17 protein-coding genes are annotated in these 24,898 nt (G+C 68.1%); 1 reads left to right on the forward strand and 16 read right to left on the reverse strand.

Going from position 1 to position 24,898, the window contains the following annotated elements; translation table 11 throughout:
• Positions 1-5: 5 nt before the first annotated feature.
• From ABIB49_RS04805 to ABIB49_RS04830, 6 genes are all read right to left on the reverse strand, one after another.
• Positions 6-509 (reverse strand): GNAT family N-acetyltransferase, encoded by a 504-nt coding sequence (locus tag ABIB49_RS04805; protein WP_354156772.1) that lies wholly within the window; start codon positions 507-509, stop codon positions 6-8.
• 107 nt (positions 510-616) lie between these two features.
• The gene (locus ABIB49_RS04810; protein WP_283479877.1) at positions 617-1,453 is read right to left on the reverse strand and encodes an inositol monophosphatase family protein; all 837 of its coding nucleotides are present in this window, start codon (positions 1,451-1,453) and stop codon (positions 617-619) included.
• On the reverse strand, positions 1,450-3,783 hold the full coding sequence (gene ligA, locus ABIB49_RS04815) for an NAD-dependent DNA ligase LigA (RefSeq protein ID WP_354156773.1): 2,334 nt from the start codon (positions 3,781-3,783) through the stop codon (positions 1,450-1,452). The genes ABIB49_RS04810 and ligA overlap by 4 nt, the downstream gene beginning before the upstream one ends.
• A 108-nt stretch (positions 3,784-3,891) precedes the next feature.
• The gene (trxB, locus tag ABIB49_RS04820) at positions 3,892-4,866 is read right to left on the reverse strand and encodes a thioredoxin-disulfide reductase (protein ID WP_354156774.1); all 975 of its coding nucleotides are present in this window, start codon (positions 4,864-4,866) and stop codon (positions 3,892-3,894) included.
• 9 nt (positions 4,867-4,875) lie between these two features.
• Positions 4,876-5,298 carry an arsenate reductase ArsC gene (locus ABIB49_RS04825; RefSeq protein ID WP_282359254.1) on the reverse strand — a complete coding sequence of 141 codons (423 nt, stop codon included), beginning with the start codon at positions 5,296-5,298 and terminating at the stop codon, positions 4,876-4,878.
• Between the two features lie 186 nt (positions 5,299-5,484).
• Positions 5,485-6,156 (reverse strand): metalloregulator ArsR/SmtB family transcription factor, encoded by a 672-nt coding sequence (locus ABIB49_RS04830; RefSeq protein WP_226774643.1) that lies wholly within the window; start codon positions 6,154-6,156, stop codon positions 5,485-5,487.
• Between the two features lie 45 nt (positions 6,157-6,201).
• Between ABIB49_RS04830 and ABIB49_RS04835 the strand changes: the two genes are divergently transcribed.
• Positions 6,202-6,942, forward strand: coding sequence for an aquaporin (locus tag ABIB49_RS04835; RefSeq protein ID WP_226774644.1), 741 nt, complete (start codon positions 6,202-6,204; stop codon positions 6,940-6,942).
• 33 nt (positions 6,943-6,975) lie between these two features.
• Here ABIB49_RS04835 and arsA read toward each other — a convergent pair whose 3' ends face one another.
• The 10 genes from arsA to ABIB49_RS04885 all read right to left on the reverse strand — a co-directional run bounded on the left by arsA (position 6,976) and on the right by ABIB49_RS04885 (position 24,831).
• Positions 6,976-8,742: an arsenical pump-driving ATPase gene (gene arsA, locus ABIB49_RS04840; protein ID WP_354156775.1), complete on the reverse strand. Its 1,767-nt coding sequence runs from the start codon at positions 8,740-8,742 to the stop codon at positions 6,976-6,978.
• 223 nt (positions 8,743-8,965) lie between these two features.
• Positions 8,966-13,411 (reverse strand): type VII secretion EssC family protein, encoded by a 4,446-nt coding sequence (locus tag ABIB49_RS04845; protein ID WP_354156776.1) that lies wholly within the window; start codon positions 13,409-13,411, stop codon positions 8,966-8,968.
• Positions 13,408-14,139, reverse strand: coding sequence for a hypothetical protein (locus ABIB49_RS04850; RefSeq protein WP_226774649.1), 732 nt, complete (start codon positions 14,137-14,139; stop codon positions 13,408-13,410). Before ABIB49_RS04850 ends, ABIB49_RS04845 begins: the two co-directional genes overlap by 4 nt.
• A gap of 29 nt (positions 14,140-14,168) precedes the next feature.
• A complete protein-coding gene (locus ABIB49_RS04855; protein ID WP_226774647.1) occupies positions 14,169-15,800 on the reverse strand; it encodes a serine/threonine-protein kinase in 1,632 nt (543 codons plus the stop codon).
• Positions 15,797-17,512: an FHA domain-containing protein gene (locus ABIB49_RS04860; protein WP_354156777.1), complete on the reverse strand. Its 1,716-nt coding sequence runs from the start codon at positions 17,510-17,512 to the stop codon at positions 15,797-15,799. Before ABIB49_RS04860 ends, ABIB49_RS04855 begins: the two co-directional genes overlap by 4 nt.
• A complete protein-coding gene (locus tag ABIB49_RS04865) occupies positions 17,499-18,479 on the reverse strand; it encodes a PP2C family protein-serine/threonine phosphatase (RefSeq protein ID WP_354156778.1) in 981 nt (326 codons plus the stop codon). Before ABIB49_RS04865 ends, ABIB49_RS04860 begins: the two co-directional genes overlap by 14 nt.
• Complete coding sequence (locus ABIB49_RS04870; protein WP_354156779.1) at positions 18,476-19,924, reverse strand: RDD family protein; 1,449 nt, start codon at positions 19,922-19,924, stop codon at positions 18,476-18,478. The genes ABIB49_RS04865 and ABIB49_RS04870 overlap by 4 nt, the downstream gene beginning before the upstream one ends.
• Positions 19,921-22,479: a transglutaminase-like domain-containing protein gene (locus tag ABIB49_RS04875; RefSeq protein ID WP_226773095.1), complete on the reverse strand. Its 2,559-nt coding sequence runs from the start codon at positions 22,477-22,479 to the stop codon at positions 19,921-19,923. The genes ABIB49_RS04870 and ABIB49_RS04875 overlap by 4 nt, the downstream gene beginning before the upstream one ends.
• On the reverse strand, positions 22,476-23,807 hold the full coding sequence (locus ABIB49_RS04880) for a DUF58 domain-containing protein (RefSeq protein ID WP_226773094.1): 1,332 nt from the start codon (positions 23,805-23,807) through the stop codon (positions 22,476-22,478). The genes ABIB49_RS04875 and ABIB49_RS04880 overlap by 4 nt, the downstream gene beginning before the upstream one ends.
• Before the next feature lie 49 nt (positions 23,808-23,856).
• Positions 23,857-24,831: an AAA family ATPase gene (locus ABIB49_RS04885; protein WP_226773093.1), complete on the reverse strand. Its 975-nt coding sequence runs from the start codon at positions 24,829-24,831 to the stop codon at positions 23,857-23,859.
• Positions 24,832-24,898: the final 67 nt, after the last annotated feature.

The following is a 24,898-nucleotide window of genomic DNA, read 5'->3' on the forward strand; positions in this document are numbered from 1 at the left end:
CCGGGCTACAACTCCTGGCGGTAGACCAGCAGCTTGATGTCGGTGTCCGGCACAACCCAATCGCGTTCGGGGGCCCGCTGGAAACCGGTCTTGAGGTAGAGCCCGTGAGCGCTTTCCCAGGTCAGGCCCGTGGTCAGCGCCACGGCATTGATCCCGGCCAACAGCCGGGCATGTTCGAGGATGGCCTGGACCATGGCCCTGCCTGCACCGCTGCGCTGGACTTCAGGGTCCACCACAAGCATCCGGAATTCCAGCTCGTCGCTTTGGGCGATGTCCGCATAGGGTTCACCGGCGACGGCCAGGGTCACGGAGCCTACGATCTGTCCGGCACGCTCCGCGACCCAGATGGTCGCGTGCGCGGCCCGCCGGGAGACGTCCTGGATTTGCCGCATGTAAGGGTGGTCGGCGCTCTGGAAATAGCCTGCCGCGAGGTAGGCGTCCCGGGTAATGCGCGCGATGGCGTTGTAGTCGGCCGGAACTGCGGGACGGATAAGGATCTGGGGATGCACTTATCCATGCTAAGCGCGCCCGGGCCGCTCTGGCACCGGAACGGCGTTTTCCGTGACTGAACTATCAGAACGGCCGGAAATCAGAACGGCCGGGCACGCACCGGGGGCTAGAGCGGGAATTTTCCGGACAGCTCCAACGTCCCGGCGCAGGTCCAGGCGGCGAGTCGTTCGTCGTCGGAGGGGCCTCCGGCGAGCGGGCTGGTCAGCCGCGGGCGACGCACCCAGCAGCCGGCCTCTTCGGCGATGAGGGCTCCGGCGGCGAAGTCGTGCTCATTGAGTCCCCGTTCCCCGTAGGCGTCGTGCGTGCCGTCCGCGACGAGGCAAAGGTCCAAGGCGGCGGAGCCGAGGCGGCGGACGTCGGCGAAGCCGTCCATAATACTGCCCAGCCCGGATGCCTGCTCGGCCCGGACGGCAGGGTCGTAGCTGAAGCCGGTGGCCAGGATCTGTCCGCTGCGGCCCGGCAGCGGCCCGGCAAGTGGTGTCAGCCGGCCTCCTTCCTCGAGCCAGGCTCCGTGCCCGCGGAGCGCGTAGTAGCGCCGGCCCAGGGCAGGGGCATCGACCACGCCGGCCAGCCAGACTCCGTGCGGGTCCGCGACGGCCACCGATGTGCCGTAGTAGACGATGTTGCGGATGAAGTTGGCGGTCCCGTCGAGCGGGTCGATCGACCAGCGGTAGCCGCTGGGCGAGGGCGGCAGTACTGTGCCACCCTCCTCTCCGGTGATGGTATCGAACGGCCTGGCCCTGCTGATCACTTCGCGGACGGCTCTTTCCGCGGCGAGGTCAAAAGCTGTCACCCAGTCACCGGCGTCGCCCTTGTTGCTGATGTCCAGTTCGGCAGCGTTCCGGCCGGCCAGAACGGCGGCACCGGCAGCTGCCGCCCGCCGGGCGAGCTCCAGCAGCGCGGCCGGCAGCCCGGTGGACGGGTCTGGGTTTTCGGCGCTCATTCGGTCATCACATCCTGGTGGTTTTCTTCGGAGTCTTCGCTGCGGCCACCGCGGTCATTGCTGCCACCGCCGTCGTGCTCGCCGCCGCTGTCATTGCCGCCGCCGCCGGATCCGTCAGCGGGCGCGGGGCCGGGTTTCGCGGCCGGCGACGGCTCCGGCCCGTTGGCCAGCAGGGCGCGGAAGCCATCCTCGTCCAGGACCGGCACGCCGAGCTGTTCGGCCTTGTCCAGTTTGGTGCCCGCGTTCTCCCCGGCCACGACGTAATCCGTCTTTTTCGAGACGGAGCCGGATGCCTTGCCGCCACGGATCAGGATGGCTTCCTTCGCTTCGTCCCGGCTGAAGCCCGCCAGGCTGCCGGTCACCACGATTGTCAGTCCTGCCAGGGTCCGGGGCATGGATTCGTCGCGCTCGTCAATCATCCGGACCCCGTCGGCCGCCCAGGTGTCCACGATCCCTCGGTGCCAGTCTTCGGTGAACCATTCGGTCAGGGCGGCAGCGATGACCGGCCCGACGCCGTCGACGTTGGCGAGCTCTTCCTCGGAGGCCTGCCGGATCGCGTCCATGCTGCCGAACGCCGTCGCGAGCGCGCGGGAGGCCCGCGGACCGACGTGCCGGATGGAGAGCGCCACGAGGACGCGCCAGAGCGGCTGGGCCTTGGCCTTTTCCAGTTCGCGGAACAGCTTCTCGGTGGTGGCCGTGGGCTTGGACGGGGTCTTGGCGGTGCCCTTGCTGTAGAAGTACGGCACCAGCTCGAACTCACCGGTGCCGACACCCTTGGCCCGCTTTTCCCGCCGGATCCGCACCTCCGCGAGGTCAGCGTGGGTGAGCCGGAACAGGTTCGCCTCGCTGGTCAGCGGCGCAGTTTCCGGTTCCGCGGGCTGGGTCAGGGCAATCGCGGCTTCCCAGCCGAGGGCTTCGATGTCGAATGCGCCGCGGCCGGCAAGGTGGAACACACGTTCGCGCAGCTGCGCTGGGCAGGAGCGGGAGTTGGGGCACCGGATGTCCACGTCCCCTTCCTTGGCCGGCGCCAGCGGGGTGCCGCAGGCGGGACATTCGGTGGGCATCACAAAGTCCCGGACCGGCGGGTCCTGCTGCCCGCGCAAGGCCAGGACGGGGCCGACGATCTCCGGGATAACGTCCCCGGCCTTGCGCAGCACCACGATGTCGCCGATTTTGACGCCTTTGGCCTTAACGACTTCCTGGTTGTGCAGCGTGGCCATCTCAACTTTGGAGCCGGCCACCTTGACCGGTTCCATCACGCCATAGGGAGTGACGCGGCCGGTGCGGCCCACGTTGACCTGGATGTCCAGGAGTTTGGTGTTGACTTCCTCGGGCGGGTATTTGTAGGCAACGGCCCAGCGCGGCACCCGGGAGGTGTAGCCGAGCGCACGCTGGGTGGCGAAGGCGTCGACCTTGATAACTATGCCGTCGATCTCGTGGGCGAGGCTGTGGCGCTTGTCCCCGTAGCGGGTGATAAATTCCAGCACTTCCGTGAGCCCGGGCAGCACCTCGAGGTACGGACTGGTGGGCAGCCCCCATTCGGCGAGCTGCCGGTAGGTGTCCGACTGGCTGGCGGTTTCGAGTCCCTCGCGCGCGCCAATGCCATGGACGCACATCCGCAGCGGGCGTTTGGCGGTTTCCGCCGGGTCCTTTTGGCGCAGCGAACCGGCCGCGGCGTTGCGGGGGTTGGCCAGCGGCGCTTTGCCTGCCGCGATCAGCGCCTCGTTGAATTCAGCGAACGCCTTGGACGGGATAAAGACTTCTCCGCGCACCTCCATTTCGGCAGGGAAGCCGGTGCCGGTGAGCTGCTGCGGGATTTCCTTGATGGTCCGGACGTTGTGGGTGATGTCCTCCCCCGTGCTCCCGTCCCCACGCGTTGCGGCACGGATCAGCACCCCGTCACGATAGAGCAGGTTGACGGCCAGGCCATCGATCTTGAGCTCGGTGAGCCAGGCCGGCATCCCGTTGCCCAGTTTGGCGATGTTGGCTTCGGCCTTGGCGATCCACGCCTCCAGCTCCCCGAGCGAGAAGACGTCCTCCAGGCTGTACATTCGCTGCAGGTGTTCGACAGCGGTAAAGGCGGCCGACACTTCGCCGCCAACCTCCTGGGTCGGCGAATCGTTGGCCACGAGTTCGGGGTGCATGGCCTCGATTGTTTCCAGCCGCCGGTAGAGCTCGTCGAACTCGGCATCGGAAATGATCGGCGCGTCGTCCTGGTAGTAGGCGAAGCGGTGCCTGCGGACCTCCTCGACGAGGACCTCGTACTCTTCGCGGACGGCCCCGGAGGGGTTTTGTGTGTCGGCTTCTGCTGCAGTGTTCCCTGTGCTCACAGACCTATCCTGCCTTAGATCACCGTCATTGTCCGGTCAGGATTACCCCGGAGCAGTCGCCCCGGGAGGGTGCCCGCGACGCGCGGCGGCGCGGGCCGCGGGGGGTGGTCAGGAGTGGGTGGGTTCCTCGACGAGCGCTGTGGCGATGCTTTCCGCGTCCTCGAGTGCGGCGAGGTAGCGTTCGGCGTCCAGGGCGGCCGCGCAGCCGGTGCCCGCGGCGGTGATGGCCTGGCGGTAGCGGTGGTCCACCGCGTCCCCGCAGGCGAAGACGCCGGAGAGGTTGGTGACCGTGGTGGGTGCATCGACCCTGATGTAGCCCTCGGCGTCCAGCCCTACCTGGCCGGTGAGCAGCTCGGTGCGCGGGACGTGGCCGATCGCGACGAAGATCCCGGTGGCAGCCTGTTCCCGGGTTTCGCCCGTGCCGGTGTCGGTCAGGGTGACGCCGGTGACCTTCGCGTCGCCGTGGATCGCGGTGACGGCGGAATTCCAAGCGAAGCTGATCTTGGGGTTGTCCTTGGCCCGCTGGGCCATGATCCGCGAGGCGCGCAGCTCGCCCTTGCGGACCACAACTGTCACGGACTTTCCGAACCGGGTCAGGAAAGTCGCTTCCTCCATGGCCGAGTCGCCGCCGCCGACGACGACGATGTCCTGGTCGCGGAAGAAGAACCCGTCGCAGGTAGCGCACCAGGAGAGCCCGTGCCCGCTGAACTTCTTTTCTTCAGGCAGGCCGAGTTCCTTGTAGGCCGAGCCGGTGGCGAGGATGACGGCGGTGGCTTCGTGGGTCTCCCCGGCCCCGGTGACCACACGCTTGAGGTGCCCGGTGAGCGTCACCTCGGTGACGTCGTCGAACACTACCCGCGCGCCGAACTTTTCGGCCTGCTGCTGGAGCCCGTCCATCAGCTCCGGGCCCTGGACGCCGGCGGGGAAGCCGGGGAAGTTCTCCACCTCGGTGGTGTTCATCAGCGCACCTCCCGCGGTGACTGCTCCGGCGATGACCAGCGGCGCCAGCCCGGCCCGTGCGGCGTAGATCGCGGCGGTGTAGCCGGCAGGGCCGGACCCGATAATGATCAGCTGTTCAGTCATGGCTGCCTGCTACTTTCCGGCGGGAAGGAGTTCGGAAATCAGGGCCTCGATGCGGGCCTTGATGTCGTCGCGGATGGGACGGACGGCGGCCACGCCCTGGCCGGCCGGGTCCTCGAGCTCCCAGTCCTCGTAGCGTTTGCCCGGGAAGATCGGGCAGGTATCGCCGCAGCCCATGGTGATCACAACGTCGGATTCCTGCACGGCCTCGGTGGTGAGGACCTTGGGGATCTCGGCGGACATGTCGATGCCGAGTTCGGCCATCGCCTCGACGGCGGCCGGGTTGACCTGGTCCGCCGGGGCGGAACCGGCGGAGCGGACTTCGATCCCGCCCTTGGAGAGCGTGCTGAGGAAGGCTGCGGCCATCTGGGAGCGGCCGGCATTGTGGACGCAAACGAACAGAACGGAAGGCTTTTTGGCGGTTTCGTAGCTCACGGGTTTCTCCTGGAATCAGCTGTGGGACGGGTGCTTCGCGGTCCGTTTGAGGTCCTGCGCCCGGCAAGTGTGGCGCTCGGCGGAACATTGATAAGAATCGATGTAGAAAGTATTGGACTTTAGATTGATGAATGTCAATTTCTTGCTTATGTCGGCTTGGCCGTCCCGCCTGGTGTCGCGGCCCGGTTAGGCTGCGAGCACGCGCGGCGCGAGGCCATTGACCCGGTGGGCGATGTCATCGAAAGCCTTCTCGAAGGCATCCTCGGTGCCCAGGCGAAGCGGGTCCGGCACCGACCAGTGCACACCACCCAGGCCGGTCAGTTCCTCATGGGCGTTGTCGCACACGGTCACCAGCAAGTCACCTTCTCCCGCCACCTGCTGCAGGCTGCGTGGACGACAGTCTGCCAGGTCCACGCCGTGCCGGCTGGCGACGTCGATAGCGCCTTGTGCGATGCGGTCCGCGGGGTGCGTCCCCGCCGACGTCGAGGGAATTTCGCTGGCCTGCTGCCAGAGGGCGGCGGCCAGCTGGGACCTGGCACTGTTTCGTGTGCAGACGAACACAACGCGGCGTGCCCCGTGCCCGGCTCCCGGCACCAGGCCCGCCAGGGCTCCGGCTGCAAGCCGGATATAGCTGCGCCGCCCGTCGGCTTCGGAGCGGCGGCGGGCGGCCAGCCCGGCCTCTTCCAGCGCGCGCAGGTGGTGGGAGAGCAGATTTGACGGCATTCCCAATTCTGCCTGCAGCTCCGTCGGGGAAAAGTCGCCCAGGGTCAGCAGATCCACGATGCGCAGCCGCGCAGGATCGGCCAGGGCCGCATGCTTGGCCACCCGGGCCCTAAAGCCTACTGTCTCAATATTCATTGGTTCAATTTTGACTGAGTTAATTCTTTGGGTCAAGCTGTTGCCATGACTTTCAACCAGCCGCCGCTGTGGCGCCGTGCCGTGGCCGAATTCCTCGGCACCAGTTTGCTCGTAGCCATAGTGGTCGGCTCCGGCATCGCCGCGCAGCAGCTCTCCCCCAACGACGTTGGCCTGCAGCTGCTGCAGAACAGCACAGCGACGGTGTTGGGCCTGACGGTGCTGATTCTGATGCTCGGGCCCGTGAGCGGCGCACATTTTAATCCCGTGGTCTCCCTTGCCGACTGGATCCTGGGCCGGCGCAGCGGTACCGGGCTGAGCCTGCCGGAGCTTGGCACCTACGTCTTTGCCCAGGTCCTGGGCGCGGTCGGTGGCAGTGTGGTCGCTAACGCCATGTTTGAGGTGGGCACCTCCATCTCCGCCAAGGAGCGCGCAACCCCGGGGCATCTGCTGGGTGAGGTCGTAGCTACCGCCGGTCTCATCCTGCTGATCTTCGCCCTCGCAGCCACCAAACGCGGTGTCCTCGCCGCGCCGGCCGTGGGCGCCTACATCGGCGCCGCGTACTGGTTCACGTCCTCAACGTCGTTCGCGAACCCGGCAGTGACCGCCGGCCGCGTCTTCAGTGACACCTTCGCCGGAATCGCCCCGGCATCCGTTCCGGGATTTGTCCTGGCGCAGCTTGTCGGCGCGGCAGTCGGCCTTGGCCTGATCCTGGTCCTGTTCCCTTCCGCAGCCCGCACCGCGGACGCCGTCGTCCTCCCCCACAGTTCCGAACCGACCAGTTCCTAGCCTTCGCCGGCTCCGGGCGGGGCATCGCCCCCGCTACACGGCGGGTGGGGAGCTGAGGGCGGTCAGGGCCGACAACTTCTCTTCACCAATGGGTTCTTCGGGCAGCAACGGAATGAGGGCGAACCGGTCCGTCAGGGTATGCACCTTCGTGATCTGTTCGATTTCGCTCGCGGCGCGGGCCCGCAGGAACGGCGTCTGCGGGTGTGCTGCGGCGATCGAGTTGTTGATGACCCAGGCCCACGGGTGGATTCCCGCCCTTTCCAGGTCTTTCTGCAGCTCTTCGGCTTCCAGGACCGGTGTGGTTTCGGCCAGCGTAACGAGGACAACCTTGGTCTGGGCCGGGTCCTGCAGCCGCATAAGCGGTGTTACGAATCCCATGGTGTCGCCAACCTGGCGGGCGATCTCCCGGTGGTACGAACCGGTGGCGTCCAGCAGCAGCAGGGTGTGGCCGGTCGGTGCCGTGTCGATCACCACAAAGTGCCGGCGGGACTCCTGGACCACCCTGGAGAACTGCCGGAACACCGCAACTTCGTCCGTGCACGGGGACATCAGGTCCTCGGCCAGGGCCGCGCGTCCGTCATCGTCCAGGCTCCTGCCCTTGGTCGCCATCACGTGTTCGCGGTACTCCTGGATGGCTGCCTCCGGATCGATGCGCGAAACCGTCAGGCCCGGAATGGAGCCATGGAGGGTTTCGGTCAGGTGCGCTGCCGGATCGGTCGTGGTGAGGTGGACCGGATGCCCGCGCCTGGCCAGGGCAACCGCAATGGCCGCAGCGACGGTGGTCTTCCCGACGCCGCCCTTTCCCATGCACATCACGAGGCCGTGGCCGTCGAGCTCCACGTCGTCCACCAGGGCAGCCAGCGGGGCGTCCGCAATCTCGGGGAGCAGCGCGGCATCACCAGTGATCGCGGCGCCGGAAGTGGGCGCGAACAGGGATTCAAGCGCCGCAATGCCGACCATGTTCCCCGGCTTCAGATCCAGGACATCGCGTGGCAGGCCGGCGACCGCCTCGGGAATGGCAGCGAGGGCCGCGGCTTCCCGGGCGCGCAGGGCCTGTGCGAGCTGCTCCGCACCGGCGGCAGGCGGCAGGACGCCGTTGACAACGACGTAACCTCCCCCGATTCCGATCTGGTTCAGTTCCCGATAGGTCCGCTCGATCTCGGTCAGCGACGAGGTCTGCGCCCGGCTGACCAGGACAAGCCGGGTCCTCGCCGGGTCAGTGAGTGCCTGGACCGCCTTGGCGTAGACCTGCTTGTGCTTTTCCAGCCCTGAGAGGGGTCCGAGGCAGGACGGATCGCCTTTGCCGGCCTCGAGGAAATCGGTCCACGAGCCGGGCAGCTGCAGCAGCCGGATCGTGTGACCCGTCGGGGCGGTATCGAAGATGATGTGGTCGTAGTCCCCGTAGGCCGTGTCGTCGGCGAGCAGGCTGGTGAACTCATCGAAGGAGGCAATCTCCGTGGTGCAGGAACCGGACAGGCTCTCGGCGATGCCGGCCAGTTCGGTCTCGGGAAGGAGGCCGCGGACGGGGGCAATGATCCGCTCGCGGTAGGCCTCGGCCGCCTGCTCCGGGTCAATTTCCAAGGCGGAGAGTCCCGGCACGGCCGGGATGGGAGTGACACTGTTCCCGATTCTTATGCCGAAGACCTGGCCAACATTGGAGGCGGGGTCGGTGCTGACCAGCATGACTGCCTTGCCGGCCCTGGCCAGGGTGAGCGCTGTTGCGCATGCTACGGAGGTCTTGCCCACGCCGCCCTTGCCGGTAAAGAACAAAAAACGGGGCGTGTTCTCAAGAAACTTCACGCCGGCAACTCCCCCGTGGGTTCGCTGGCCAGGTTGTGGCGCGCAATGCCGGCGCCCGGGCCCCGGAGATGCGGCACCGGGCCGCAGGCACCCGGGCCGCAGCAGGAGGTGGATTCGCAGGTTCGGATAGCAGGCATGTGGTTCTCCCTAGACGGTAACTCCCCCTAGCGTATCGACAATCATCGATAACCTTAAGCAGGACCGGCACGCCGTTGGCAGCGGCCTAGTTCCGGTTCTCCGGCGGCAGCGCGAGCTGGAGTTTGCGGACCTTGCCGCGGCCCACGATGTAGCCGCGGCCGGGGACGAAGTCGGTGCTGATCCGGCCCAGCGAGGTGCTGAGCAGGCTGTCGCCGTCGATGTCGCCCGGGTTCAGCAGCAGGCCCCGGCGGCCGGACTTGAACGGTTGCGCGAGGGACCAGGCCGAGGACCAGGTGGAGGTTTCGGACTCGCCCACCACCCACTGTTCGGCCTTGATCGAGGCCGTGACGAGCCGTTCGATCCCGGATTCCGCCCCTGTGTCGGTGAAGTCGGTCAGCCCCTCGATGAAGATTGCGAGCTTGCCCGGGGTGCCGGTGGAGTAGTCCACCAGTTCGTCAAGTGCCTCCTCGACGTCGTCGGCGCCCACCACGGAACGGTCCCAGAGCTTCAGGGACGCTGCCGCCGAGCGGCGGGAACCGATGTAGAAGAGCTCGACGCCGGGGTTTGACCGGCGCAGCGCGTAGGCAAGGGTCACCAGTGCCACGGTGCGGCCGGCACCGGGAGGGCCGGCGAGGAGCAGCGGGCCCTTGGCCAGGATCTCGGCGGGCTGGAGCGTTTCGTCGTCGACGCCGATGACCGGCAGGTCAGGGCTGCCGGCGGGCAGGATGTCGAGGTCGATGTGGTCCGGCAGGCGTTCAATCTGCGGGGCCGGTTCGACGCCTTGGCGCAGCATGGCCTGGCTGAGTTTGTTGACCTCGCGGGCCTGCACGGCCAGGTTGGAGTTGCCGCCAAGCACGGCGAGCTGCACTTCGAGGTTGCCCAGCAGGCCGCGCCCCGGAGGCGAGGCCTGGCCCAGGACGTCCTTGGGCACATCCATCGAGAGGTAGTCGTCCTCGGAGGACAGCCGCAGCACCAGCCGGCGCTGGATCGAGGCCAGCAGCGACGCCGGCACCGAGTTGGGCCGGTCCCCGCTGATGACAAGGTGGATGCCGAGCGGACGGCCGTCGGTGGCGAGCTGCAGGAAGATGTCCCATAACGCGGAGAGCTTGCTGTATTCGTAGGCTTCCCGGAAGGCGGACATACCGTCCACCAGCACAAAGATCCGCTTTTCCGCCGGCTGCTCCGCCAGGGTCCGGTACTCCACGATGGTCGACGCCCGGACCTCCGAGTAGCGGGCCGCCCGGTCGTCGGCCAGGTCCCGGAGCCAGCGCAGCAGCCGGCCGACCCGCTCGACGTCGTCGCCGTTGATGATTTCGCCGACGTGCGGCAGTCCGTCGAGCATCTTCAGCCCCGAGGAGCCGCAATCGATGCCATAGATGTTTACCGGGCCGCCGCGCGGGGTGACAGCGGCGGCGATCGCGATGCCGCGCAGGGCAGCGGACTTGCCGGATCCGCCGGTGCCGTAGATGGCCATGTTGCCGTCCCGGTCCGGCTCGTAGAACACCGTGGGCTGGTCCTGGTGCGCCGGGTCGTCCGCGACGCCCAAGAGCAGCCGTTCGTCAGTGCGGGGGTTGGGCAGCCGGGAGAAGTCATAGGTCGTGGCGAGTTCGTCGAGCCAGGGTTTGCGGGGAGGCTCGATGGAGAGTACGTCGGCGGCTTTGATGATGTTCGCCGTCATCCTGGCGATGTCGTTCAGACCCGCCGCTTCTTCCTGCACCGGGTTCTCGGGTACCGGCGCGGCCCAGGCCGGACCTGAGCCGAAGGCCATCTCGACGATCTCGATCTGCGGCCGCTGCGGCTTCTCGGTGGTCCAGCCGCCGGCGTAACCGGTCTGGAAGCCCTGGATCCGGCCGGGACCGGTCTTGGCGGCGCCGCGTCCGGGAATGGAGGGGTCGAAGTACGCAGCCGTCGGCACGCCGAGGATGTCGATCGCGTCATCCTCATCGGCCATCCGCAGCGCCACCCGCAGGTTGGTGTTGGCGCGCAGGCTTTCCTTGATCACCCCGGCCGGGCGCTGGGTGGCCAGGATCAGGTGCAGGCCCAGGGAGCGGCCGCGGGCGGCGACGTCCACCACGCCGTCGACAAACTCCGGGACTTCGGTGGCCAACGCCGCGAACTCGTCCACAATGATGATCAGGTACGGCGGCGCGTCCGGGTCCGCTTCGCGCTGGAGCTCCAGCAGGTCCTTGGCCTTTTTCCGGTTCAACAGCCGTTCGCGGTAGTGCAGTTCGGCCCGCAGGGAGGTCAAGGCACGGCGGACAAGGTGCTGGGACAGGTCGGTGACCAAGCCCACGGTGTGCGGCAGCTGCAGGCAGTCCGCGAACGCGGCGCCGCCCTTGTAGTCAACGAAAAGGAAACTTACCCGGTCCGGGCTGTACGCTGCGGCCATTCCCATCACCCAGGACTGCAGGAACTCGGATTTTCCGGCGCCGGTGGTGCCGCCAACAAGTGCGTGCGGTCCCTCGTTTTTGAGGTCGAGGTAGAGCGGTTCGATGCCTTTGGAGCCGACCAGTGCCCGGAGCGTGCCGTTGTCCTTGCGGTTGGGCACCGCGGAGGCCCGGACGGAGTTGTTCTCGGTCCAGCGTTCGGCCACGACGGCCGGGTTGTCCAGGAAATCCTTGCCGATCAAGGTGGCGTAGGAAACTGCCCGGGGCAGGTCGGATTCGTCCTCGAGCGGCTTGCCGACGTCCACAACGGGGGTGAGCATCCGCGCCAGTTGGGCTGCCAGGCCGGCATCGAGGCTTTCGCAGCTCACCGGGAAGGTGTGCCGGCCGAGCCGGACCTGGCCGGTGGTGGTTCCGTGCTCGCCGTCGATGGCCATAAAGTCCCGGCACGCGGCCGGCAGTTGCTGCACCGACGAAGCCACCCACATCACGTGTACCCCCGAGTCGGGGCCGCGTTCGAGCATCCGGGTGAGCCTGCCGCGGTCCACCGGGGCGTCGTCCTCGACGACCACCAGCACGGTGGGCAGCAGCGGCCCGGCAAGGTCGGTGCTGAGCGGGTCGACGCCGGGCCGCAGGACGGGGCGGGGCGTCTGGGATGCTGCCTCGCGCTGGTCGATCAGGTCTTCCAGCCTTGACAGCAGGGCCGAGCCGCCCCCCGGGCCGGCGGCAAGATGGTCGCCGCTGAGCGGGCTGTGGCCGGAGCCGACGTGCGGGAGCCACTGCAGCCACTCCCAGCGTTCCTTGGATTGCGCCGAGGTGATGGCGGCCAGCACCACTTCCGCTGGCGAATGCAGGCCCGCGAGCTGCAAGACCATCCCGCGGGCAACATCGTCGACCAGGCCGCGGGGACCGGCGAGGCCGAAGGAGCCGGCGGAGCGCAACTGCGAGACGATCGGCACACCTTCGATGTCCCGGAACTGTGCCAGGCACTGCTGGATTTCGGCCATGTACTCGGCTTCGGTATCGCTGCTGTTGGGCTCTTCGAACTGGATCCTTGAGGGCGCGGTGCCCAGGCCGAAGCGAAGTCCCAGGAATCCGGTGTGCTCGGGCCGGTGGGTCCAGAGCAGCGGGCCGAGCTTGTAGATCGAGTCCACGGTGTCACTGACCGAGGGTGTTTCCTGCAGCCGGACGGAGCGTTCCACGTTCTGCAGCCGCGTAGTTTCGGCCCGGAACGCCGCCATCGACTCGCGGAACTGCTTTAGCTGTTCCTTCCGTTCCCGTTTGGCCTGCAGCTTCTGGTCTACGTAATGGCCCACGATGAACAACGGCATCATCAGCATAAACACCACCGAGAGCACATTTTGGGTGACGGCAAACAGGATTCCGCCCATCATCAGCGGCGCCAGCAGCATGATGTACGGGAAGGCGTGGTGCTCCTGGCGCTTGGGTCCGGCCGGGAGCATCCGTTTTTGCAGTTCGAAGCGCGGCACCACCCGCGGGGAGCGGTTGAAGTCGATCAACGGGGAGCTTGGCGCGGAGCTGTGCCCGGTGCCAAGGGAGACCACGGAGACGGTTGTGTCGCCCAGGGCCACCGTGTCCGAGGAGTTAAGCGTCGCGCGGGTGACCGGCAGCCCGTCCATCAACAGCCCGTTGGCCGAATTTGTGTCCACGATCTCGACTGTCTCGCCGACAGTGATGCGGGCGTGCCGCTTGGAAGTCAGGGGGTCCGTGAGCCGGACGTCGGCGTCGCGGCCGCGGCCGAGGTAGCTGGTGCCCGAGGGCAGCGAGAATTCGCGTCCGACGTCGGGTCCGGAGAGCACACGCAGCGTTGCCGCCGCCGGACCGCGGCTCGCCCCGGGCGTCCCGAACTGCTCGCTGAGCCGGGCGAGCGAGACAATGGAGCCCGGCCGCAGCCCGGATTCGAGCAGGTTGTCCCCGCGGTCCAGGACGCTGCCCTTCATGCCGCCGGCGGCGAAGGCTTCCTCGATGCTCAAGGACAGGTTTGGCGGCGGCGCAGTGCCCCGCCGGGAGGGGTCGGCCGCCCAAAGCTGGGTGGCGATGTCAGCCACGGTGGCTAGCCCGTCAACGGTGACGGCAAGGTCTTTCGCTTCGGCCGGGTCGCGGCGCAGCGTCAGTCGGATTCTCACGCTTCCTCAACTCCGTTCAGGTCATGAGCGGGCTGGCCCAGGCCGGGCCCGCCCAGCAGGTGCAGGTCCGCCGCCGTCACCAGGTGTGAGGTGATGGCATGTTCAACGAGCCGTGCGCGGCGGTTGCTCGCAAGTTTTCCGCCGCCTCCACGCAGGCCGGCGACCCCCGCTTTGTCGAGCTTGTCGCACACATTGTCCAGCTTTCTGTTGAACCGGGTCAGGGCCCAGCCCAGCGACCTGGCGGCCTCTGCCGAGGACGGGATGGCGCTGAAGCCGGTCCCGTCGCGGCGCAGCATGGGTTCGGCGAGGGCCACGATCAGGGCCTTCTGCGAGTCGGTAAAAAGCACCGGGCCGATAGTGGTGTCTCCGCTGCTGTCCGCGTCGCGGGATTCCTGCCGAAACGCAGGAGTCCGCAGGTGGACGGCAAACTCGTAGGTGGTGGGGCCTGCGGTGAAGATGACGTTGGTCAGGCTAAAGACCAGTGGAATCCGTGCGCCCGGCGAGAGCCAGGCCTGCATCCCGCCGGAGGCGTCAGCGATGGTGGCCGAGAGCCTGCTGCCGACATTGTTCAGCCACCAGATGCCGTCGTAGCGGGCGATCTGCAGGAACTGCCGGTGCAGGTACGGATTGTCATCCACCTCAAGGTCGCCTTCGCGGCCGATGCTGAAGATGTCATCGTCCGCGGGCTCATGCCACTCGCCGCAGAAATCTATCGCCAGATCCCCCATATGCCATGCCTTTCTGGACATTGTTGCTGCTATTTGCTGACGCAGGCGATCGAATCCGGACCCAGCGGCGAAGACGCCCCGTCGGTGCGGACGATCATCACCTGAATGCAGCTGGGTTCGGCCGGATTCGCGGCAATTTCAGCGGCCGGCCCGGCGGACGACTGGTAGTCCCCGTCACCCTTGAGAGTGTGGACCCGCCACTTGTAGCTGTCGCCGGGTTTCGGCTGCGGGTTGGTCCAAGTGAAGCTGACCTTCCCGGCCGCCCCGGCCACCCCGGCCAGCGCGGTGACGTCGGGCACTGTGCCGTTGTCCAGGGCGTCGGCGGGCGGTTTGCTGACCTGGTCGGTGGCTTTCGGAGCCGGCTCGGACCCGGTGGTTGACGCAACTATTCCGAGCACGGCGGCGGCCACCAGGACGGTGCCGCCGACAATCGAGAGCAGCAGCGTGCGTCGGCCGTGGCCGGCCGGGTGGGCCTCCGCGCCGTCGTTTGGGCTGGCCGCGGGGGCCGTGCTGGAGCGGTTGACCGTGGCCGCAAGGTCATCTTCGGGGGCCGCAGCTCCTTCGGCGGCTCCGGTTACGGGGGCCTCGAAGGCCGGCAGCGCCGGCGGGCGGTGGATGGTTGCGTTGTTGAACGTTGTTGCGTTGTCCACTGTGGAACTGGTGTCAGCGCCGCCGAACCGGGCCGGGAAGGTCGGTGTGTTGCCGGTGGCGTCCGGGTCGATCGCGGCGACGCTGCGGACCCTGGTTTCTTCGAAGCCGTCGTCCGGATGGTTTTCCTCCGCGCGCGGTTCCTCCAGGACCTCGAACGGTGTCACGGAGAGGTTCAGCTCGGCCTGGATCCGCTGCAGGGCCAGTGCGAAAGCGTGCGCCGAGGAGTATCGGGATGGTGCGGCCTTGGCCATCGCCGTCGCGAGCGCCAGTTCCAGGGATTCCGGGACATCGGCGCGGCCCAGCTTGGGCACCGGCAAGTTGGTGATCCGTGAGATCAGCTCCCGCTGGGAGTTGTCCGCCCCCGGCAGCACAAACGGGGACCGGCCGGCCAGCAGGGTGTACAGCGTGGCGCCGAGCGCCCAGACGTCCACCAGGACCCCGTCGACATGGTGGCCGGTGAACTGCTCGGGCGGCGACCACGGGATGGACATGCCGGCGTCCTCGTCCGAGTCGCCGGCGAGGGTTCCGGAGATCCCGAAGTCAGTCAGGGCCGGCCGGTTGTAGTCGGTGACGAGGATGTTCGCCGGCTTGATGTCGCGGTGCGCTATCCCGGCCCGGTGGGCGGTCTCGACGGCGGACGCCACCTGGATGCCGACTGCGAGCACCTCGTCCACGCTGAAGGGCTGCCGACGGTAGCGGACGTCCAGGCTGGGCCGCGAGCAGTACTCCATCGCGAGGTAGGAATGCCCGGCGTCGGTGATTTCGGCTTCGAAGATCGTCACGATGTAAGGGTGCGAGGACAACTGCGCCATCAAGTTTGCTTCGGATTCGAAGCGGCGGCGGGCACCCTCGGTCTTCAGGTCCGAAAGCAGTACCTTGACGGCGACATTGCGGCGCGGCCGCTCCTGCCCGTAGAGATAGACGTCGGAGAATCCGCCGGAGCCGAGCAGGCTGATGTAATTGAAGCCCGGAATCACCGGCGGCGGGGCTACCGGCCGTTTGGAGCTCACGGGATCTCCTCAAAACGCAGCGAGATGCCGTCGCCGACCTCGGCGATGTCACCGTCCAGCACGATTGCCATTTCGCCCTGGGCGAGCCGGCGCGGGGGTTGTCCTTCGCGGACCAGTACCGTGCCGTTGGTCGCCTTCAAATCACACAGCATCACGTGCCAGCCTTCTAGCCGGACCTCCACATGCGAGCGGGAGATGTCTCCGCTGGGGCTCGCTACTTGGATCAGCTTGGGCATCACGGCGCCCTGGACGCGGGACACCGAAGGCTGGCGTCCCACGATGAGGGACTGGGTCAGGTCGATCAGCTCACCGGTGGACAGGCGCATCTGGCCGAGGCGGGGCCGCCTGACCTGGACGCCGTCACCGGGCAGGTGCTGGCCGCAGCGGCCGCACTGGGCGCACGTGGAAGGGTTGGCGTGGCCCTGCGGGCAGACCCGGGCAAGCACCATCGGTCCGGTAGCCTGTTCCGCCGGCGCGCGCTGGGTGCTGGGCGGCTGCGGGCCGGCACCGGCGAGGTCGCCCTTGATGATGGTCTGGCCGTCGTGGTCGGCGTCCGTTTCGGTGCGGGCGGCCGGGAGCATCGGAACGTGCTGCTGTGCCGCCGTCGGCAGGGGGACCGCCGGCAGTGGCGCAAGCGCGGGTGCCGGCGCGGGCGCAGCCGGCGAGGAACGGTCCCCGCCGGTGTGCCAGGGGACGGAATCGATCAGTCCGGTGGACACCGGGTGCGGGGCCGCGGGTGGATCCGGGGCAGGGGCGGGAGCGGCTGCTGGTTCCGCCACCGCCACCGCCGCGGCCGGCTCAGGCGTCGGCCCTGGGGGCGTTTCGGCAAAGTCACCAGAGAGTTCCGAGTCGGCGTCCGGGTCCTCGCGGACGGCTGCGTCTTCGATATTCCGCATCACCGTTTGTTCCCAAAGGTGATCGTAGCTGCCTGTCGGCTCCTGTTCGGCGGGCTCCGGCGCGGCGGGTTTTTGCGCTCCGGAGGCTTCCTGATCCTGTTCCGGACCGGCGGGTTCCCGGCCCGCGGCCGCCGGTGCCGGTTCCGGTTCAGTTGCCGGTTCCGGTTCGGTCTCCGGTTCCGGTTCGGCCGGCGCTGCGGCCGCCGGTTCCGGTTCCGGTTCCGGTTCCCCGTGCAGCGTCCGCTCCAGCTCCAGGTCCTCGACGGGATATGCCAGCACGGCCTCTGCCGACGCACCGTCGGCGCCCGCCCCGGCGGCCGTCAGTGCACCCGGCAGGGCAGCCGCACGAAGGTCCATCCGCAGGCCCTTGAGCAGAACTACCCCGTCTGCAAGCGGCAGCTCCGCGGCGGCGCGGGGCGCACCTGCGGCCTCCGCACCGGGAATTCTCAGGCTGAATCCGTCGGCGGTTTCGAACCGCCGTTCGGTCCACGTGGTCACGTCCCGGCCGCTCAGTTCCACCGGGCCGCCGGGCAGCTCCACTGTCAAATCGATCCCGCCGCGCAGGAACAACTGGAGAGAGCCGGTGCCGGCCACTATCGCAAACCACGGCAGCCGGGCAAGTGACCCGCCCGAGGCCGCGGACAAGGTATCGAGGACTTCGGGCGCTTCCGGCCCGGTGCCCAGAAGTTCCCACAGCGACTCAACGAGGGCCGGTGTGCTGTCCGGGTGCAGCAGCACCACGGTTCCCGAGCGCACCACCCCGAGCCAGCTGCCCGGTGTGTAGCGCACTGCAGCGGTGGCGTTAGTGCTTGGCATCGTTGGGGTCCTTGCCCGGTCCACCAACAGCCGGTCCATCAACAGCCGGTCCATCAACAGCTTGCCCCTCAACAGCAGGTTCGCGCGCATCGGTCCTGGGCAGGGTGTCCTCGTCTTCCGCTGCGGACGCACTGCGCGGGGCTGTCCGCACGACGCCGTCGTCGTTGCTGACATCGGTGGCGTCCAGCACGATGCAGGTGACGTTGTCCCTGCCGCCGCTGCGCAGGGCCGCCTGGATGAGCTCATCCACGGCTGCCTGCGGGTCCGCCCGGGATCGCAGGATACTGCCGATGTGCTCGTCGTCGAGTTCGCCGTTGAGCCCGTCGGAACAGACCAGGATGCGGTCGCCTTCCTCAATCGGCAGCAGCCAGTAGTCGGCTTCGATTTCGTCGCCGGTGCCCAAGGCCCGGGTGACAACGTGCCGGCGCGGATGCACGGCGGCCTGCGCCGGGCTGATCTGCCCGGCATCAACAAGTTCCTGGACTTCGGAATGGTCCACGCTGACCTGGCTTAGTTGGCCTTGACTGAGCCGGTAGGTCCGGGAGTCACCGATGTTCAGGACCAGCCAGTAAGGCACGCCCGTCTGCTCCACCACCACAACCCCGGAAAGTGTGGTTCCGGCGCGGGAACCGGTGGCTTCCCGGATACTTTCGTCGGCCAGCAGCAGGTATTCCTGCACAACGCCGGCGGTGGCATCACGCCCGCCGCTCGCCAGCTGCGGGATCCGGGCAAGGGTGCGGACGCAGATGCCGCTGGCGATTTCGCCGGCCTCGTGCCCGCCCATGCCGTCCGCGACGGCGAAGACGGGATCGGCGGCGATGTAGGAATCTTCGTTCATCTCGCGCCGCAGGCCCCGGTCCGTGCCGTAGCCGCAGCTCAGCCGGAGTCCGGAGGGACCGCTGGGGGGCCCGCCGGGGGCGGCGCCTGGGGTGGCTGGGGAGGGAACGGCGGCCGGCTGGGGAATCATGCCTGTCCTAGGTAGAAGGAGCGGTCACCGAAGTGCACGGTGGAACCTGGGCGGACGTGGGTGGGTACCCCCGCCGCGAGAACGGCATGGGTACCGTCCGGGGTGCTGACGGCGCTGCCGTTGGTGGAGTTGCGGTCCGTCACCCAGACGCCCCCGTTTCCGGCGTGCAGATGGAGGTGGGTCTTGGAAATGGAACGCCCGGGATCGGCGACCGGGATAAGCTGCACCGGCCCCTCGCCGGGGTGCCCGGCGGGGTTCCGGCCGACCAGCACCGTACGGTCCAGCTCAATCTCACGGCCGTCATCAAGCCGGATCCGGAGCATCGCCACGGTGATCGGTGCCTGTGTGTCGCGGACCTGGGTACGGTCATGGTCCTCGTCGGGGTGCCCGGCCGGCAGGACGCTTGCGACGGCGCCCTCCTGGGCTGGGCCGGGCTGGTGGGCTGGGCCGGGCTGCGGCCCGAGCACCGGCGGCTGCCATTGGCCGTCGGCGGGCGCCGCGGCTGCGGCCGGGGCGGACGCGGGCGCCGCGGCTGCGGCCGGGGCGGGCCGGGCGGACGCGGGCGGCGCGGCGGCCATGGCTCCGGCCAACGGCGAAGCGACCTGCCGGACCGCTGGAAGGTCAAGGGGCGCGAAGCTGTAAGGGCCTTGGATCCCACCGGTCGTGATCGGGTTGCGTCCGGCCTTTACATCGAAGACCAAGGTCTTCGCGGCAGCGTCGTGCCAGCCGCGGAGCTTCCCGTTCCGATCCCACGAGCTGGACAGGACCACCAGGACAGCCCAGGCAGCGCCGAGGAACACGAGGGGCCCCAGCACCACCAAGGCCACACCAAACCACTGGAAAATCACCACGGCAGCCGCAGCGATCACGGCGAGCAGCAGACCGGCCCCGGTGATAAGGCCACGCAGGAACACCGCTCCCCCGCCCGGCGCGAAACCATCGGCGTCCGAGCTGCGGATGCCCATCAGGCTGTTGCCGGCCGTCACGCCGGAACGGCCCTCAAGCACGGCAAGAACCACTGTGTAGATCAGGGTGACGCCTGCACCAATGCCGCCGAACAGCACCAGGGACGAGGTGTTGTACACGATAAAGCCGCCGCTCTGGCTCCGGGTAATACCGGCCAGCCCGATGGCCAGCAGCACAGTCAGGATGGTCACCGGCGCCAGCCAGTCCAGCACTGCCGCACCCAGCCGTTTCCCGGCAGCCGCGGGTACCAGCTCCAGCTTGTGTGGCACCGAAGGACCTCCCCCTTGTCCGCGGGCCGGGGCGGGGCCCTGCGTTACGGGGATCCTACCGGGGATCCCGTGCGCATGCGAAGGCTCCCGCACGTTGTGGGCGTTCCGCGCGGAACGGTTGCTCAGCGGCGTCCCGCAGGAGGTACAAAAGGCAGCCCCCGGCCGGAGCGGCTGTTGGCAGCGCGGGCAGCGTTCGACGTCGTCGGTCATGGCTCGTTGTGGTTCTTCCTGGCGGTCTGGCTGGCGTCGGCTGCAGAGTCGGCGGCAGCAGCAACGGAGGCTGCCTGCACCGGGCCGGACTCCACTGTACCTGCCGGTGTTGCCGGAGCTGCCTGCCGGCCGCGTTTTGTGCCCGGAACGCGGGGTTTGAGGCCCCGCAGGGTGAGCGCCGCCCGGCCGTCAGCCAGCAGGGAGCGCGGCGAGAACCGGGCCCGCTGCCGTCCCCAAAACCCGAGCGCTCCGGTCATCTCCTGCAGCGAGCCGTCCACGATTTCCCAGTACTGCCGCACCTGGTCCTCACTGGGCTGGCCGGCGCCGAAGATTGCGGCATCGGCCCGGTTGGCGAGCAGGATGGTGGTCCCCCGGGCGGACGGAAACGCCTCGGCAAGCACAACGGCGGACTCCCGGCGGGTCGCGCGGCTGTCCACTTCGGCGCCGAGGTCGGCCGCGAGGCTCACCACTTCGCGCCAGCCACCGCCGACACGCTGCGCAGCCGGTCCGTCACTGAAGCGCGCCTTCCGGCGCCGCGACTTCAGCAGCGCGATCAGCAGCAACGGCAGCGCGAGGATCCCCACCGGGATCAGCGCGAACCCGATCGCCGTCAGGAGCGGTCCCCAGAACAGCCAGGGGTTGTTTTTCTTCTCATCCGCGTCCAGCGCATCCGGTGAAGAGTCCGGCGGAAGGTCCGCGGGTTCCTGCGGCGGGGGCGGCGGCTGCAGCACCTGCGGCTTGGGTTTGGACTTGTTTTCCGGGTCCGGCGGGATCGGCACATTGTCCTTCGGCGGCGTCGGGTCGAAGGACACCCAGCCCACACGGTCGAAGGCGACCTCAACCCAGGCGTGAACGTCCTTGCCGGTGATCTTCACCTCGCCGGCACCGTTTTCCGGGCTTTTCGGGTCCGGGTAGAACCCCATCACTACCCGGGACGGGATGCCGAGGTGCCGGAGCATCAGGGACATCGCGACGGCGTACTGTTCGTCGTCGCCGAGCATCTGTTTGGCGGTGAGCAGGCTCCGGATCCGGTTCGCGCTGTGACCGGAGACGCTGGGCAGCTGGCCGTCGGCGATCAGGCCGTTGCTGAAGGCGCCCTTCTTCTGGAAGTGAGCCTCGACCTGGCGCACCCGGTCAATGGCCGTAGGGGCGTCGGCCGCCAGCTCGTTGGCCTGGGACCCGACAACCGGCGGTACCTCGGCGGCATCCGGCAGGGCTATCTTGGCGAAGTCGTACTGCGTCAGCTGGCCGTGTTCCAAGGTGGCGGGATCTGCTACCTGGACCCGGTAGGAGTCGCCCTTGGCAAGCCCCTTGGTCGTCACAGCGGTGTCCGTGCCGGCATTAAAGTACAGGCCGGACGCCGCGCCGGAGCCGTCGCGGACAAAGCTGATCCCGGTGGTTTTGCGGCCGCCGGGCAAGAAGTAGCCCTGGTAGTCCCCGATCGTGATGTCCAGGGCGTAATTGTTGCTCGGGACGATCCCGCCGGCGTCGGCCAGGGTGTTGATGGACTTGGCGTCGCCGACCTTGCTGAAGCTGCCGGAGCCGTTGGGATCCATGTTGTAGTTGGTGCCGTTGAAGGAGTCGAGGGCGGCGAGCCGGACCCGGGCGTCCTTGGGCAGGCCCTTGACGACAAAGAGGTTGTCGTCCTTTTTGTCCTTGACGAAGTTCCGAAAGCTCGCCAGCGGGGTGACGTAGTCCTTGGGGTCGAACGGCGGAACGATTGTGTTGCGCAGCACCCGGCGGTCCTCGCCCGCGGTGACCAGCGGGGACGCGACGGCGGTGACCCCGACGGCGACGGCGATCACGGCCGCGGCGGTGCCCAGCCGGCGAAGGGTGGCGGAGCGGGCGTTGGCCGGGTCCGTCTCCAGCCGGTTCACGGAGACCTTGCGGGTGTCGCTGCGGCGCAGCGCGTCGCGGCGAAAGGTGGCCCAGGCGATAGCGACAACCGTGAGTGAGATACCGCGTTCGACCGTGAGGAAACTGGCGTTTGTGCTGAACGCAATGCCCGTGATGAACAGCACCAGCACCGGCAACAGCGGCCAGTACGGGCTTTTCAGCCGCCAAATCAGCAGCCCGGCGGCCAGCGCGGTGAGGAGCGAGCTCAGGAACGGCACAATCAACGTTCCACCGGCGGTGCCGACCGGAACGCCGACGGTGAGCATATCCTTCCAGGCGAACACAACGCCCAGCAGCAGGGTGCGCAGCGAGGCGAGGGTGGGCAGGACGCCGGCGAACGAGGCCTCCGGGACCGCCAGTGCCGTGCCGAAAACGAGGTATACAGTAAGTGTCAGGGCGGCGGTAATCAGGAGCCCGAGCCGGTAGTGCACTGTGGCCGCGGCCAGGGCGAGGCCCAGCAGGATGCCGCCGAAGCCCGCGACCAGGTAGTACGGGTCGCCGCCGAAGCTGAGGCCGAAGCCCAGCACGCCGAGGCCCAGCAGCACGGTGAGGGCACCGGCGTCGAGCGCGAGATGCCATAGCGGCTGGCCGCCGGCGAATCCGGAACGTTTCGGCGCGGCGGCGTTGCTGCGCCGCCGGGCCGTTGTGGCGGTGCTCATGCTGCCGCCTTCCGCAGCACTGCGGCCAGGTCTGAGAGGTCTCCGAGGGTCAGCACGGTCAGGTCCCCGATGTTGGCCCTGGCCGGCGCGGCTCCGGACTGGAGCCGGACCGCGAGGCTGCGGACACCCAGCGGCACCGAGGCCGAGGCGGAGCGCAGCTGGGTGGGGGTGACGTTGCTGCCGACGAGCAGGAACACAACGGAGGCATTGGGGACGGTGTCCGCCAGGCTGCGGGCCAGGTCGACGGCGGTTTTGCGCTGGGGTGCGCCGACGATCCGGGTCATGTCATCGAGCATGTTGCGGCCCGTTTCGCAGCGCAGCGGTCCTTTTTGGGTCAAAACGTCGAGGTCGCGTTGTTCGCGGATGGCCTGCCGTCCGATCGAGGCCGCCGCTGAGACGGCGAGCTCGAATTCCTCCTCGGAGGCGTATTCGTTTGTGTTGATGGACAGCGAGATGGCGAGGTGGGCTCGGCGGGTTTCCTCGAACTGCCGGACCATCAGCTTGTTGGTGCGGGCTGTGGTTTTCCAGTGGATGTGCCTCCGGTCATCGCCGGGCACATAGTCGCGCAGGGCATGGAAGGAGACGTCGGCGCTGGAAAGGTCAGTGGTGGGCATACCCTCGAGGTCTCGGATGAAACCGGCAGCCGAGCCGGCCAGTGCCACGGTTTTCGGGTGCACAAACAAGTCCTCTGGTTCCGTCCACAGCACCTGGCGGCGCAGCAGGTGCAGCGGATCGGCGCGGACCGACCGGACCGGGCCCACAACAATCACGGCGCGGCGTGCGGTGGGGATGGTGAACAGGTCCTCATGGGTCTGCTGCGGTTTCATCCGGGGCAAGTGGAAAACGGCGGTGGCGGCACCGACCGGAAGTTCCAGGTCCGCCGGCAGCAGGGGCCGGACGGAGGTGTTGGAGACCGAGATGCTGCCGACGGCGCTGTCGCCGACTGCCACCCTGCTCCGGGCCAGGTCCAGCACGACGCCGTAGGACGAGCGGCCCAGGACGAAGCCGACAGCAAGCACAAACAGGACAAACGCGGCGATCGCGGCCGCCTTGGCTTCCTGCCAGCCAAAGGCCTGCCCGACGGTCCACAGCAGGGCCGCGGCAGCCAGCACGAACCAGCCCAGCACGCTCACCAGGGAGAGCACCGGCCACGCGTAGCGCAGCCAGAGCGCCCGCAGGCTGCGGCGGGCCGGGGCCAGGGCAAGGCCCGCGGTGCTCCCGGCCTCGGCCCAGAGGGAGGCCGGGTGCAGCCGGGTCGGCCTGCCGTCCCGGTGGAAGGGCCGTTGCAGGCGTTCAGCAAGCCGGGCCAGCGGAGTGCTGGAGGACATATGGGTGCCTTTGTTCGTTCGGGGTGACGGGGAGCGCTACTCGGTGCCGCTACAGCGCGGCGGCGCGTTGCTGCGGTGCGGCAACTTCGCCCAGTACCCGGGCCAGGACGGCCTCGGGGCTGGCGCCGGAGAATTCGGCTTCCGGGTCCATGACCAGGCGGTGGGTCCAGACGACGGCGGCCAGGTCCTTGACGTCGTCCGGGAGCACGAAGTTCCGGCCCTGGCTGGCGGCCCAGACTTTTGCGGCACGGACCATGGCGAGGGCACCGCGGACGGAAACGCCGAGGCGGGTTTCCGGGGCGTTGCGGGTTTCCTCGCAGAGCCGGGAGATGTACTCCAGCACGGCGGTGTCCACGTGGGTGGTGGCGGCGAGGTCCGCCATGTCCGCGATCGCCTGGGTGGTGATGATTGCGGTCATTCCCTTGGACCGGTCCTTCAGGTTGGCGCCGCCGAGCAACTGCACCGTGGAGGCGTGGTCCGGGTAGCCGATGGAGGTCTTGATCAGGAAGCGGTCCAGCTGGGCCTCCGGCAGCCGGTAGGTGCCGGCTTGTTCGATCGGGTTCTGGGTGGCCATCACCATAAACGGCCGTCCCGCCTCGTAGGTGGTGCCGTCCACCGTGACACGGGATTCTTCCATCACCTCAAGCAGCGCCGACTGCGTCTTGGGCGAGGCCCGGTTGATTTCATCGGCCAGCACGATGTTGTTGAAGATCGGTCCCTTGTGGAACTCGAACTTCTGCGTCTTCTGGTCATAGATGGTCACGCCTGTGACGTCCGAGGGCAGCAGGTCGGGGGTGAACTGGATGCGGTTGTTGGAGCCCTGCACGGTGGCCGCGAGGGCGCGTGCAAGCGAGGTTTTGCCGGTCCCCGGGGCGTCTTCGAAGAGGACATGCCCCTCGGCCAGCATCGCGGTAAAAGTCAACCGGATGACGTGGGCCTTGCCCAGGACGGCCTGGCCGACGTTGGCGACGAGTTTTTCGAAGGTGCCGGAAAACCATTCGGCCTGTTCGGTGGTCATGGTCATGGGGTGGTCCTGTTCTGTTCTGGGTGGAATTGCGTGGGGTGCCGGCGGCGGGGAGCCCCGCGGGGGG

The organism is Arthrobacter sp. UYCu512 (assembly GCF_040547075.1).
Lineage (GTDB): Bacteria > Actinomycetota > Actinomycetes > Actinomycetales > Micrococcaceae > Arthrobacter.

What these genes read in the sequence shown, in the direction of transcription:
- ABIB49_RS04865 (WP_354156778.1), bottom strand. Translation starts at nt 18,479, where the DNA reads ATGATTCCCCAGCCGGCCGCCGTTCCCTCCCCAGCCACCCCAGGCGCC.
- ABIB49_RS04885 (WP_226773093.1), bottom strand. Translation starts at nt 24,831, where the DNA reads ATGACCATGACCACCGAACAGGCCGAATGGTTTTCCGGCACCTTCGAA.
- ABIB49_RS04810 (WP_283479877.1), bottom strand. Translation starts at nt 1,453, where the DNA reads ATGAGCGCCGAAAACCCAGACCCGTCCACCGGGCTGCCGGCCGCGCTG.
- ABIB49_RS04870 (WP_354156779.1), bottom strand. Translation starts at nt 19,924, where the DNA reads ATGACCGACGACGTCGAACGCTGCCCGCGCTGCCAACAGCCGCTCCGG.
- ABIB49_RS04875 (WP_226773095.1), bottom strand. Translation starts at nt 22,479, where the DNA reads ATGAGCACCGCCACAACGGCCCGGCGGCGCAGCAACGCCGCCGCGCCG.
- trxB (WP_354156774.1), bottom strand. Translation starts at nt 4,866, where the DNA reads ATGACTGAACAGCTGATCATTATCGGGTCCGGCCCTGCCGGCTACACC.
- ABIB49_RS04835 (WP_226774644.1), top strand. Translation starts at nt 6,202, where the DNA reads ATGACTTTCAACCAGCCGCCGCTGTGGCGCCGTGCCGTGGCCGAATTC.
- ABIB49_RS04860 (WP_354156777.1), bottom strand. Translation starts at nt 17,512, where the DNA reads ATGCCAAGCACTAACGCCACCGCTGCAGTGCGCTACACACCGGGCAGC.
- ABIB49_RS04830 (WP_226774643.1), bottom strand. Translation starts at nt 6,156, where the DNA reads ATGAATATTGAGACAGTAGGCTTTAGGGCCCGGGTGGCCAAGCATGCG.
- ABIB49_RS04880 (WP_226773094.1), bottom strand. Translation starts at nt 23,807, where the DNA reads ATGTCCTCCAGCACTCCGCTGGCCCGGCTTGCTGAACGCCTGCAACGG.
- ABIB49_RS04850 (WP_226774649.1), bottom strand. Translation starts at nt 14,139, where the DNA reads ATGGGGGATCTGGCGATAGATTTCTGCGGCGAGTGGCATGAGCCCGCG.